Source organism: Hallella mizrahii, from assembly GCF_009695775.1.
Taxonomy (GTDB): domain Bacteria; phylum Bacteroidota; class Bacteroidia; order Bacteroidales; family Bacteroidaceae; genus Prevotella; species Prevotella mizrahii.
In genome coordinates this window covers 40,569-53,305 of sequence record NZ_VUNG01000006.1, presented here as the reverse complement: position 1 = coordinate 53,305, position 12,737 = coordinate 40,569, and the positions used below count along the sequence as shown (strand labels likewise).

At 51.2% G+C, this 12,737-nt stretch carries 9 protein-coding genes; 6 read left to right on the top strand and 3 right to left on the bottom strand.

The window, feature by feature from the left end; all coding sequences use genetic code 11:
* Positions 1–228: 228 nt before the first annotated feature.
* From FYJ73_RS04200 to FYJ73_RS04175, 6 genes are all read left to right on the top strand, one after another.
* The gene (locus FYJ73_RS04200) at positions 229–831 is read left to right on the top strand and encodes a TetR/AcrR family transcriptional regulator (RefSeq protein WP_154533459.1); all 603 of its coding nucleotides are present in this window, start codon (positions 229–231) and stop codon (positions 829–831) included.
* Positions 832–833: 2 nt separating this feature from the next.
* Entirely contained in the window at positions 834–2,123 is a 1,290-nt protein-coding gene (serB, locus tag FYJ73_RS04195; RefSeq protein ID WP_154533458.1) for a phosphoserine phosphatase SerB, read from the top strand.
* A gap of 47 nt (positions 2,124–2,170) precedes the next feature.
* Positions 2,171–2,443, top strand: coding sequence for an ACT domain-containing protein (locus FYJ73_RS04190; protein ID WP_154533457.1), 273 nt, complete (start codon positions 2,171–2,173; stop codon positions 2,441–2,443).
* 18 nt (positions 2,444–2,461) lie between these two features.
* Positions 2,462–3,853: a PFL family protein gene (locus FYJ73_RS04185; protein WP_154533456.1), complete on the top strand. Its 1,392-nt coding sequence runs from the start codon at positions 2,462–2,464 to the stop codon at positions 3,851–3,853.
* A gap of 311 nt (positions 3,854–4,164) precedes the next feature.
* Positions 4,165–6,099, top strand: coding sequence for a site-specific DNA-methyltransferase (locus tag FYJ73_RS04180; RefSeq protein ID WP_154533455.1), 1,935 nt, complete (start codon positions 4,165–4,167; stop codon positions 6,097–6,099).
* 12 nt (positions 6,100–6,111) lie between these two features.
* A complete protein-coding gene (locus tag FYJ73_RS04175) occupies positions 6,112–8,853 on the top strand; it encodes a DEAD/DEAH box helicase (protein ID WP_154533454.1) in 2,742 nt (913 codons plus the stop codon).
* Between the two features lie 118 nt (positions 8,854–8,971).
* Here the strand turns inward: FYJ73_RS04175 and FYJ73_RS04170 are convergent, their stop codons facing one another.
* Genes FYJ73_RS04170 through FYJ73_RS04160 form a run of 3 tightly spaced genes read right to left on the bottom strand, consistent with a single transcriptional unit; the run spans position 8,972 to position 12,662 of the window.
* On the bottom strand, positions 8,972–10,492 hold the full coding sequence (locus FYJ73_RS04170; protein WP_154533453.1) for a peptide MFS transporter: 1,521 nt from the start codon (positions 10,490–10,492) through the stop codon (positions 8,972–8,974).
* 46 nt (positions 10,493–10,538) lie between these two features.
* Complete coding sequence (locus FYJ73_RS04165; RefSeq protein WP_154533452.1) at positions 10,539–11,270, bottom strand: porin family protein; 732 nt, start codon at positions 11,268–11,270, stop codon at positions 10,539–10,541.
* Positions 11,271–11,288: 18 nt separating this feature from the next.
* On the bottom strand, positions 11,289–12,662 hold the full coding sequence (locus FYJ73_RS04160) for a LysM peptidoglycan-binding domain-containing protein (RefSeq protein WP_154533451.1): 1,374 nt from the start codon (positions 12,660–12,662) through the stop codon (positions 11,289–11,291).
* Positions 12,663–12,737 lie beyond the last annotated feature (75 nt).

The following is a 12,737-nucleotide window of genomic DNA, read 5'->3' as shown; positions in this document are numbered from 1 at the left end:
AGAATGGTACACATTATTATATATATGGCAGAATGGTCTTGCTGTCTGTATTGCAGAATAGTGACGCAAGCCCTGCCGAAAGGAGGCTGTGGAAAAACAAAATGATAAGAAAATAAGGCAAAGAATAATAAATCGCTCTTACTATTTTGCTATCTCAGAAAAATCAGTTATTTTTGCACATAGATTATAAATGTGCAACATCAGAACGCACGAAACAGCAGAAATAACATGTCAATCTCAAAGACAAGGCAGAAATTAGTGGATGTGGCGAGACAGCTCTTCGCCAAGAACGGACTTGCCGGCACGACGATGAATGACATTGCCGTGGCCTCGGGCAAAGGCCGCCGCACGCTTTATACTTATTTCAACCGCAAGGAGGATGTCTACTATGCGGTGATCGAATCGGAGTTGGAACGATTGAGCGACAAGCTCGACGAGGTTGCGGCGAAGAAGATTCGTCCGCAGGACAAGATTGTGGAGCTTATCTATACTCACCTGAGCATGATCAAGGAAACTGTGGTGCGCAACGGTAACCTGCGTGCAGAGTTCTTCCGCAACATCTGGACAGTAGAGAAAGTGCGCAAGAATTTCGACGAGGATGAGATAGAACTTTTCCGTAAGGTTTACGCTGACGGAAAGGCTGACGGGGAATTCGACATTGACAACGTGGATCTCGTGGCTGATATCACTCATTATTGTATCAAAGGCTTGGAAGTGCCGTTTATTTATGGACGGCTTGGCCACGGACTTACAGAAGAGACAAGTAAGCCTCTCGTGGAAAAAGTCGTCTACGGCGCGCTGGGAAACAAGCATAACAGTTTGATGAAGTAAACATGGATAACACTGACAACGACATTCGCAACAACAACTATCATACAAACGACAAAGAAGAGCAGATACTCATCAGTGTCACGGGACAAGACCGCCCCGGACTGACGGCTCAGATCACAAACATACTGGCTAACTACGACGCTACGGTGCTGGATATTGGCCAGGCTGATATCCACGCCACGCTCTCTCTGGGCATACTCATTCGCATCGATGACCGGTCGTCGGGTCAGGTAATGAAAGAGTTGCTTTTCAAGGCCAACGAGCTCGGCGTAAACATTGGCTTTTCTCCGGTTACTGACGAAGAATATGAAGACTGGGTCAGCCGCCAGGGCAAGAACCGCTATATCCTTACCGTCATCGGACGCTCACTCTCAGCACGTGACATTGCCGGGGCTGCAAAAATTGTAGCAGCACAAGGGCTGAACATCGACTCCATCATCCGACTCACGGGACGTCCAAGCATCATGCATCCCGAGCGTAACGTACGGGCTTGCATCGAGTTCTCGCTTCGTGGCACACCGGAAGACCGTCAGCGCATGCAGGCTGAGCTGATGCAGCTTTCCCAGGGCATGGGTATCGACTTCTCGTTTCAGCGCGACGACATGTACCGCCGCATGCGCCGTCTGATCTGTTTTGATATGGACTCCACGCTCATCCAGACCGAGTGTATCGACGAACTGGCAGAGCGGGCAGGCGTCGGTGACAAGGTCAAGGCAATCACAGAGCGGGCCATGCGTGGCGAGATCGACTTCAAAGAGAGTTTCACCGAGCGCGTGGCTCTGCTGAAAGGACTCGACGTGAGCGTGATGCAGGACATTGCCGAGCATCTGCCCATCACCGAGGGCGTGCCCCGACTGATGACTGTGCTCAAGCGCTGTGGCTACAAGATCGCAATACTCAGCGGTGGCTTCACCTATTTCGGCGAATACCTACAACGCAAGTTCGGCATCGACTATGTCTATGCCAATGAGTTGGAGATAGGCGAAAACGGGAAACTCACCGGACATTATGTCGGTGACATTGTCGACGGCAAGCGCAAAGCAGAACTGCTCAAGCTCATCGCACAGGTAGAGAAAGTCAACCTCGCGCAGACGATCGCCGTGGGCGACGGAGCCAACGACCTGCCGATGATCACCGAGGCCGGACTGGGCATTGCCTTCCACGCCAAGCCGCGCGTGCAGGCCGGTGCCCGGCAGAGCATCAACAGTCTTGGACTCGACGGCGTGCTCTATTTCCTCGGATTCAAAGACAGCTACATCGAAGAGCCCAAGTCCATGGAGGCAAGGGGCTAACATGATTATCACAAACAAGATATATAATCTATAACATATTTTAAGACATGACAAAAGCTATTATCACGGTAGTTGGCAAGGATGCTGTAGGCATCATGGCCAAAGTATGCACCTATCTCGCCGACAACCAGGTGAACATCCTTGATATCACGCAAACCATCGTTGACGGATTCTTCAACATGATGATGATTGTTGACGTAACCGATACACAGAAAACCTTTGAGCAAGTAAGCAATGAGCTAACCGAGATCGGAAAGAGCATTGGCGTACAGACAAAGATACAATTGGAAGAAATCTTCAACCAGATGCACCGCATCTAATCATGGAGGAATAAGACAATGATAGACCTTTCTGAAGTTCTCGAGACCAACCGAATGGTTGAAGAGGAGAATCTCGACGTGCGCACCATCACCTTGGGCATCAGCCTGCTGGACTGTGCTGACGACAGTGTGGACGCATGTTGCGAGAAGATATACAACAAGATTACTACTTTGGCCCACGACCTGGTACGCACGGGTGAAGAGATCTCGCGCGAGATCGGCATTCCCATTGTACATAAGCGCATCAGCGTGACACCTATCTCACTCATCGGTGCCTCCTGCTGCCATACGACAGGCGACTTCGTGAAGATCGCCCAGACACTGGACCGTGCCGCCGCCGCTGTGGGTGTCAACTTCCTCGGTGGCTTCTCCGCACTTGTCAGCAAGGGCATGACACCCGCCGACGAGTTGCTCATCCGATCTATTCCGCAGGCTTTGGCCACTACCGACCTTGTCTGCTCGAGTGTCAACGTGGGCAGCACAAAGAACGGACTGAACATGGACGCTGTGAAACTCATGGGCGAAATCGTGCGTCAGGCTGCCGAGGCCAGTGCCGACCGTCTGTGCATTGGTCCTGCCAAACTCGTGGTTTTCTGCAATGCGCCTGACGACAACCCGTTCATGGCTGGTGCTTTCCATGGCGTAAGCGAGGGCAACGCCGTTGTCAATGTCGGTGTTTCCGGTCCTGGTGTAGTAAAATATGCATTGGAGCAGATGGACCGCCGCGCCCGTGAAAATGGTGGACGTGAGGCGAACTTCGAGACGCTCTGCCAGACCATCAAGAAGACAGCTTTCAAGATTACACGTGTAGGACAATATGTGGCTCAGGAGGCCAGCCGACGCTTGGGTGCCGAATTTGGCATCATCGACCTCAGTTTGGCACCGACACCAGCCGTGGGAGACTCCGTAGCCGACATCTTGAAATGTATCGGCGTAGAGCAGCCGGGAGCACCGGGCACTACAGCTGCCTTGGCATTGCTCAACGACCAGGTGAAGAAAGGTGGCATCATGGCCAGCTCTTATGTCGGCGGACTCTCTGGTGCCTTCATCCCCGTCAGCGAGGATCAGGGTATGATCGACGCTGTCAATGCCGGAGCACTGAACATCGAGAAGCTCGAAGCCATGACCTGCGTCTGCTCGGTGGGACTCGACATGATCGCCATCCCCGGCGACACTCCCGCCACCACGATCTCGGGAATCATTGCCGACGAAGCTGCTATCGGCATGGTCAACCAGAAGACCACCGCCGTACGTGTCATACCAGTCATTGGCAAGCGTGTCGGCGACAGCATCTCATGGGGCGGATTGCTTGGACACGCACCCATCATGCCGGTCAACACCTTCTCTTCCGAGCGACTTGTCAACCGCGGCGGACGTATTCCTGCCCCTGTCCACTCGTTCAAGAACTAAAGGGGGCCCCTACCCTATTCCACTATACTGTAATCCCGGACAACGACCGTGTTGCCCGGGATTATTGTTTTATAGACTATCTGAACATCTGTGAAGGACATGAATATTATGGTCTTCAAAAGTGCAAGTTGTTTTAGAGTTAACGCTCCGCTACGCGGAATAAAGAATATAAGCGAATATCAAGAAAATATTCACATATAGCATTGGGAAAGCACTATGCAATCAAAGAAGCTTTTAATCGTTTGTTTTGGTATTTGTGGGAAATTTTGTAATTTTGTGAATGATAACCATTGACAAACGAAATTTGAGATATGCCTACACTTCAGTGGATTGGGAAAGAGAAGGTGGTGAGCCATCACCACGACGTGGCTTTCCGTACATTGGAACATCAATACGGGTTCAGGGCAGAGCAGCCCGATGACACCTCTGAAACATTCAGCGGGAACAAGATTATCCATGGTGACAATCTTGAGGTGCTGAAGGCTCTGCTACCTGAGTATGAGGGGAGGGTAGATTGTGTCTATATCGATCCTCCCTACAACACAGGCAACGAGAAGTGGGTATATAACGACAATGTCAACGACCCGCAGATACGTCGTTGGCTCAATCAAGTAGTGGGAGCCGAGGGCGAAGACCTCTCGCGTCACGACAAGTGGCTGTGTATGATGTATCCGCGGTTGACGCTGCTACGCCAGCTGCTTTCCAACAACGGGGCCATCTTCATCAGCATCGGTGACGACGAATGTGCCCACCTGCGGCTTATCATGGACGAGATATTCGGCCGGCAATGCTTCGTGGGCGACATCATTTGGCAGAAAGCATATTCGCCCCGTAACGATGCCAAGGGCATCCCCACCGAGGCCGAGCACCTGATGGCTTTTAGCAAGAGACCGGGATGGCAACCCAACAAATTGGAGCGCACGGAAGAGATGGACAGCAAGTACAAGAACCCTGACAACGACACAATGCCATGGACAAGTTCTGACGCATTCGCTTCCGATGCCGCTACCCACCAGGGAATGGTATATGCCATCCAACATCCCTTTACGGGCGAGCTGATCTATCCCTACCAGGGGGCACACTGGCGCTATGAGCAAAACGCAATGCTGAGCTATATGGAAGGCTGGTGCCCCTACGAGTTGCGCGACCTGCACGACGACGGGCGCCGGGCGGAGGTATGCGGCGTGCCCAAGGAACAGGTGCGGCCTGAGGTGAAGGCCATCATGCTGAAGGAACCTCTCGACGTTTCAAGGGAAAAAGCACAAGCCGTGTACAACCGGGGACAGTGGCCGAGATTCTATTTCACAAGTGGAGGAAAGGGAGGCATCCGTCGAAAGACATATCTTAGTAATGTAGAGGGGAAACTGCCTACTAATCTTTGGCTTCATACTGAAGTAGGCCATACAGACGAAGCAAAGAAAGAACTGAAGGAATATTTCGGCGGCAAGTCTCCATTCGACACGCCCAAGCCTACACGGCTCGTGGAACACATTCTCCAGATAGCGACCCATGAGGACAGTATCATCTTAGATGCCTTTGCCGGAAGTGGAACCACCATGCACGCCGCCCTTCGGCTGAACAAGCGCGACCACGGCATGCGCAAGACCATCCTCGTGGAACTGATGGACTATGCCGAACGCATCACCGCCGGACGCGTGCGCAAGGTAATGACGGGCTACGACTACCAAGGCACAAAGAAGGAGACGCTCTATGCCAAGAAACTCACTGTAACCGCACTGAAGAAAATGGGCAGATGGCTCGGCGAGGCCAACAACGTGATGGAGATGTTTCGGTCTGACTATGACAGCGTGAAGATGCAGCTTTCTGACAACACACTCTCTGTGGTCGGCAGCAAGGCTATCAAAGGGCAGCGCGATGGATTGGGCGGACAGTTCGACTTTTATGAACTGGGGCAGCGGCTCTTCACCGATGACGGCAACATCAACGAGGAGGTGGGCGAAGAGAAAATCCGACAATACATCTATTACACAGAGACCCACGACCCGCTCACACGCCGACGCGACGCAGAGTATCCTTATCTTCTCGACTATAAAGACGGCACAGGATATTTTTTCTTCTATGAGCAAGACCGACAGACTTGTCTGTCGCTGGAGACTTTGGATAAAGTCGTGAAGAAGGCCGACAGCTATGTAATCTATGCCGACACCTGCTCACTGTCGCAAGAGATGCTGCGGAGGCTGAATATCGTGTTCAAGAAAATACCGAGAGACATCAACCGATTCTAACCACACTTGTCTATGGAACTGAAAAGCTATCAACAGCGCACCCTGCGCGACTTGGAAGATTATATCGACGTGCTGAACAACTCAAAGAGTCTGTCAACAGCATACGCCAACTACTGGATGAACAAAGGCCTGGACCTTAACGCAGGGGTCACCGACGCATTACGCCCTTACGTGAACACGGTGCCCCGTTCACCGCGTGTGACGCTGAAGGTACCCACTGCCGGCGGCAAGACGTTCATTGCCTGCAATGCTCTGAGCACCATCATGGAGCGACAGAAGACAGATATGGTGAACAAGGTGGTATGCTGGTTTGTACCGAGCGACATCATTCTGAAACAGACCTTGAAAAAACTGCAAGACACAAACCATCCCTATCGTCAGCGCATTGATGCCTTGTTCGGACATAGGGTGAACGTGATTGACAAGACGGCGGCTTTGGCCGGACAAGGCCTCCACTTGCATGAGGTGCGTGACAACCTTACTATCCTCGTGCTCAGTGCGGCCTCTTTTATAGAGAACATCAAAGTCAAGAAGAACGCAAGCGACGAGCAAAGCAAGCCATTGGCCTACCGGGAGAACGGCAATTTCCTGGAATATCGCGATAAGGTCAATGCTACCAGAATAGACGGAGTGGCTCCTACAGCCCTTATTCAAGTGCTTGCCTGTCTTCATCCTGTGGTGATTGTTGACGAAAGCCACAACTTCAAAGCTGACCTGCGTGTGGAGATGCTCCGCAACCTCTCACCCCGCTTCATACTGGAATTGACAGCTACACCCCGCGACAACAGCAATGTCATATCGTTTGTGGATGCCATGGAATTGAAGGTGGCCAACATGGTGAAACTGCCCGTGATCGTGGAAAACCGCCACAGCACCGGCGACGTGATTGCCAGTGCCATCCATTTGCGCAATAGTCTTGAGCGCCACGCTCAAATCATGGAGCAGGCCGGAGGACGCTACATCCGTCCCATCGTATTGTTTCAGTCACAGCCACGTAACGATGACGACAGCGTGACTTTCGAGAAGATAAAAGCACAACTCATAGAACTCAAAATCCCCGAGGAGCAGGTAAAAATCAAGACAGCCAATATTGACGAGCTGCAGGGCATAGACTTGATGTCGCGTGATTGTGAAGTGCGCTACATCATCACGGTGAATGCGCTGAAAGAAGGATGGGACTGTCCGTTTGCCTATATCCTCGCCTCACTGGCCAACCGCACCAGTCAGGTGGATGTGGAGCAGGTGCTGGGCCGCATCCTGCGCTTGCCCTACACAGAGAACCATGCGGAAAAGCTGCTCAACTTAAGCTATGTGTTCACCAACAGCAGTGAGTTTCAAGACACAGTGACGCGCATCATACAGTCGTTGGAGAGGTGTGGCTATAGTCGCAAGGACTATCGCGAGGTAACAGCCGACGAGATAATCAGAAAGCAACAACCAGAAGAAGCACCAGACTTATTCTCTACGATGAATGAAGCGAAGGATATGAATGAGCCGGGCGGATCGGAATCAAACGACAATCAACAAAAGGAAGATGAAGAGAACGACGGCTCGCTCCATCTGACGCCAGATGAGGCCGAAGCCATCAAGCAATCAGTTAATGCAGCAAGTGATGATGACAGCGAAACCAACCAATTTGAGCAGGAGAGTCTGAGACAAAGTGATGATTTTGACAAAAAGACGGAAAAACAAGAACAAGAAACTTCTCACGACCCTTTAGCTTCGATAGGAGGAGATAATCTGTATAGCGTAATAAATGACGACTACTCCAATGTTGCTTTTGAAATGAACATACCAATGTTCATCAAGTATGTAAAAAAGCCAATCGGCATTTTTAATCAAAAATCTAGTGATGATGATAACGACCCTATGCTGCTTGACAAGAGCATGCTTAACGAAGGGTTCAACTTGGAATTGCAAGATGCCAACATCAAATTCGATTTCAGCAATCCGGAGGATACCACGATTGATCTTAAGAAAAGTGGTAAGGACGACTATGTGCCGGTGAGAAAGAACAATAGCGAAATTCTCAACGATATCAGGAAATACTTTGTTGATTTATCACCCATAGGCCGAAAACGTCAATTATTACAGAAACTGGTAAAAGAGGTGGAATCTGTGCGTGGACTCGACTCTATCTCCCATAGTGCGCTCAATGCTTATGTGGAGAAAGTCATTAGTCCCTTCGACGGTGATCAGATCATGTTCCTATGGGATCATCTTTATCAAGCTAAGAACAACATTGTTGACAAGATCAACAATCTCTTGGTTGGTTACCGCCAGAATTTATTCAAAAGTCAGATTGCCAAAGGCATCATTGACATAGAGCCACAATACACTTTCTTGAATAAGGTTACTTTCGCCAAGCAAGAGTTGGTAGGCGTTGACAAGGGCCTCTATGCCAGAGAAGAAAAGGTGAACGGATTTGAGGAACGAATGATTCATGCAGTGGCTGACCTTGACAGTGTGTTTTTCTGGCATCGCAATCCCGAGAGACAAGATGGATTTTGCATCAACGGCTTCATTAATCACTATCCCGATTTCATAGTCAGAATGAAATCTGGGAAGACGGTTCTCATCGAGACAAAGGGCGACTTCCTCGACAACGATGATTCGACGCGAAAGAGAGAACTCGGCAAAGAATGGGAGCGACTATGTGGAAGAGACTACAGATACTTTATGGTATTTGAGAGTAAGAAGGTTGACGGAGCATTGACCCCGAGCGAATTACTTGATGTGCTCAAGGATCTTTGATGTTATCAACAAAACGTAGCCGGTCATCCACAAAAAAGTCCCAGACAACATCATGTTGCCTGGGACTTTTTATTGTATAGTACGATAGCTGCCTTACGGCAGAATCACTTGCTGTCTATTAGCAGACCTTCTCCAACTTCTTCATCACAGAGAAAATGAAGATGAAGCTGGCAAGGCAGAGGGCGACGAGCACACCCCAGACCATCGTCAGTGGCACTGCCTTCCACAGATAAGCAGGGATCTGGACGAGGAAGTTGCCGATTGCCGTGGCACCGAACCAGCATCCCATCATCAGACCCTGATATTTTTTCGGAGCCACCTTGCTGACAAACGAGATGCCCATCGGTGAGAGCAACAGCTCTGCAAAGGTCAGCACGAGATAGGTCGTCACGAGCCACAGAGGAGAAACACGCTGCGCGTCATTGAGATTATAGCTCAGTCCGACAGAGGCACAGATCATGATCATATAAGCAAAACCGGCGACAAGCATACCGAAACCAATCTTGCGAGGCGCAGAGGGCTCCTTTTGTTTGGAGGCGAGCCAGCCAAAGAGTCCCATGCTCACCGGGGTGAGCATCACGACGAAACTCGGGTTGAACTGCTGGAAGATAGGAGCCTCGATGCTCACGGCACCAGCCTCATGGGTATAACGGACGACGAGATAAGCCACAGCAGCCAGAATGACGACCAAGGAAATGATCTTACCGCGTCCCGTCTTGCTTTGGAACAGGCCAAAGAGTGAATAGACAATGAAGATGACAGCCACGAGATTAGTCACGTCGAAGAGCATTCCCACCCAACCTGTTGCGGAGGTCTGCGTGAAGTCGCGCGCGAAATAGGTCAGCGTCAGACCATTCTGATGGAATGCCATCCAGAAGAAGATGACCACAGCGAAAACGAGGAAGAGAGCCACGAGTCGGCTGTGAGTATCAGCTTTCTCCTCTGGAGTCTCCTCTTGTGCCACCGTGTTCTCGGCGACGGTTTCCTTGTTCTCGGCTTTCTTGGCCGTGTTGTCTACCGAAGCGAAGGTCCAACGGAATCCATAATAGATGAGAATGGAGACGAGCAGCGACACACAGGCTACGCCAAAGGCATAGTGATAGGCCGAAGCCTCGGAAGCGTGGAGCGAGTCCATAGCCCACTGATGGAGCTTCACGGCAGCCGTCGGAGCGAAGAGCGCACCGATGTTGATGGCCATATAGAAGATAGAGAAACCGTTGTCACGCTGGGTAGCATAGCGGGGATCGTCATAGAGCTTTCCGACCATCACCTGCAGGTTGCCCTTGAAGAGCGACGTGCCGACAGAGATCAGCAGCAAGGCGGCAGCCATCATCGCGATAGCAGCCACGCCATTGCCGGCGGGCACGGCGAGGAGCAGATAGCCGATGAACATGACAAGGATGCCGAGCGTCACACAGCGCCCGAAGCCGATCTTGTCAGCCACGGCGCCACCGACGATCGGTAGGAAATAGACGAGCATGAGGAACGTGGAGTAGACCGTACCGGCCAGACCCTCACCCCATCCGAAGTTGGCCTGCAAGAAGAGCACGAAGATAGCCAGCATCGTGTAGTAGCCGAAACGCTCTCCTGTGTTGGCTAAGGCTAAGGCATAAAGCCCTTTGGGTTGATTTTCAAACATAGCATTAAATTTATGTAGTTAATAATTCACGAGACTCTGATTTGCTTTAGTGCTTCAGATCAAAGAGATAAGTCAGCCTGATGCTGATGGTCTGATAGTTGCTCGACGCAAAATAGTCGCGTTTGGTGTCGCCATAGATATTTCCCAGCCCATAGTAGTAGCGGCCCTCAAGCAAGAAGTGTCCAACCCTGGGGATGGTATACTCCACACCGAGACCTGCCGCGATACCATAGTCGAACTTGTGCTCCACCTTCATCGTGTCCTGGGCTACGACGCTGCTGACGCGGTCGGCCATGTTGCGCTTGTCGAAATCGAAGTTGCTCTTTGTCGACTCGCTGAGGCAGACACCCAACTGCGGTCCGGCATTGACAAAGAAGTTGAGTCCTTTCTTTTCCTTGCCCCACGCCAGGTGTGCCAGGAAGGGCACCTGGATGTAGTTGATGGTACGGCTGTAGTTTTCGGCGACGCCCGTTGTGGCATTGATGACGGGATTGTCGTTGATGTCCTTGATATCCTCCTTCCAACCCATCTGTGCGTAGTTCATCTCCAACTGTATGGAGCAGATGGTGGAGAAATACTTCTCTACGGTGTATCTCAGAGCTACGCCGCCGGAAAAGCCTCCCAAGCCTTTCTGCTCTACTTTCGGCGTGAACCTGATGTTGGTGATATTCCATCCCGCTGTCGGTCCCACCGACAGGGTGTTGCGATGCTCGCCGATCTGCGCTGAGAGCGACCAGGGCAGAGCCAGCAAGAGAAATAGTATAAGCAGGTGCTTCATGTGCGATGATTTCGAATGTTAATAGGTGAGTGACTCGATGCGACCGCCGGTTGCAAAATGGATCAGCTGGAAGTTGTCGTTCTGCATGCCTTTGTCTCCCACCTGCTTAAAGACGAGTGGAGTCTGGAAAGGCCGGTAAGTACTCTGTCCCACTGTACCCTTGAAGGCTTTGCCGTATTTGGCCAGTCCACGGAGGAAGAACTGTGCATGGTCGTAGCCAGTGAGGAAGAATCGCGGATAAGCATACATCGGCTGCTGGTGGAACCATTTCTGATATTCTGCCTCCAAAGTTTTCGTACGCGGATCCATACTGTTGTAATAATAATAGGAGGGCACGCAGGTATCGAAAGAGCAGAACGTATCAACATTGCCCGGTGCATACATCAGCCACTCGTTGTAGCCGAAGAGAGCCACCCGCAAGCCATGCTGCTGGGCACGCAGCGTTCTCAGCTTGGCAATTGCCTGATTGAGCTCGGGCGAGCGCCCGGTGTTGAGCACCACCACGTTGAGGCGGTTCATGTCAAAGGCTTTTCCAAACATGTCCAGACTGCTGTTGAGGTTCGTCACCCGATATTCCTGCCCAAGGGCGGAGAGTCTGTTGCGCAGGCCAAATGTGAAGCTGCCCTTCTTGGAAGTCTTGTCGTTGCAGTCGATGAGCACGACACGCGCGTCTTTATAGCGTTTGAGAAACGCCTCGATGGCGTTATTGTTGAGTTTGTCGTCGCTTTGCCAAACCTGAAAGATCTGGGCATAGCTGGTCACGTCGTCACCGGAGATGGAGAACGGTATGACGAGTTTGATGTCGCGTGCTTTGCAGAATTCAGCCAACGCATGCACCTGTACGGAATAGAGAGGACCAAAGATGATGTTGCACTGAGCGGCTGCCGGGTCGTGTGTCATGATCGTGGGATCAGCCGTAGCATCGAGGTTCCAAGAGTGAATATCGATGGAATATCCAGCCCGTTTCAGGCTGTCGCAAGCCAAGAGAATGCCGCGATAGTATTCGACCATGCGCTTGCCGTCGCCGTCGACATTGTGCAGGGGCAGCGCCACACCCACGCGCAGCACCTTGCCCTGCTTGGAAGTAGTGCCTGAGGTCACGGGAGTATTGACCGTGCTGCTTGTAGCAGCAGCATTCTGGGGAGCAGGTATATAGAGGTGATCACCCTTATGGAGCTGGTAGCCCGGCAGTTTCATCTCTGGATTGGCATTGATCAGCTGATCTACGGTGATGCCGTGATAGTGGGCGATGCCATAGAGTGTGTCACTCTTCTTCACCTTATAGATATGATTGGACGTGTCTTGTGCACAAGCAGGGACCGTCACTACAAAAAACAGACACAGCAAAAGCAGCCACCAACGGGATGCTCTGCCTGAAAAACGCTGAATCATTTCTATCTTTTCTTTTTATAATCGTATGAATGAATACTTCTAAGAATAATCATTTGCAAAAATACAAAAAATATC

What these genes read in the sequence shown, in the direction of transcription:
- FYJ73_RS04200 (WP_154533459.1), top strand. Translation starts at nt 229, where the DNA reads ATGTCAATCTCAAAGACAAGGCAGAAATTAGTGGATGTGGCGAGACAG.
- serB (WP_154533458.1), top strand. Translation starts at nt 834, where the DNA reads ATGGATAACACTGACAACGACATTCGCAACAACAACTATCATACAAAC.
- FYJ73_RS04190 (WP_154533457.1), top strand. Translation starts at nt 2,171, where the DNA reads ATGACAAAAGCTATTATCACGGTAGTTGGCAAGGATGCTGTAGGCATC.
- FYJ73_RS04185 (WP_154533456.1), top strand. Translation starts at nt 2,462, where the DNA reads ATGATAGACCTTTCTGAAGTTCTCGAGACCAACCGAATGGTTGAAGAG.
- FYJ73_RS04180 (WP_154533455.1), top strand. Translation starts at nt 4,165, where the DNA reads ATGCCTACACTTCAGTGGATTGGGAAAGAGAAGGTGGTGAGCCATCAC.
- FYJ73_RS04175 (WP_154533454.1), top strand. Translation starts at nt 6,112, where the DNA reads ATGGAACTGAAAAGCTATCAACAGCGCACCCTGCGCGACTTGGAAGAT.
- FYJ73_RS04170 (WP_154533453.1), bottom strand. Translation starts at nt 10,492, where the DNA reads ATGTTTGAAAATCAACCCAAAGGGCTTTATGCCTTAGCCTTAGCCAAC.
- FYJ73_RS04165 (WP_154533452.1), bottom strand. Translation starts at nt 11,270, where the DNA reads ATGAAGCACCTGCTTATACTATTTCTCTTGCTGGCTCTGCCCTGGTCG.
- FYJ73_RS04160 (WP_154533451.1), bottom strand. Translation starts at nt 12,662, where the DNA reads ATGATTCAGCGTTTTTCAGGCAGAGCATCCCGTTGGTGGCTGCTTTTG.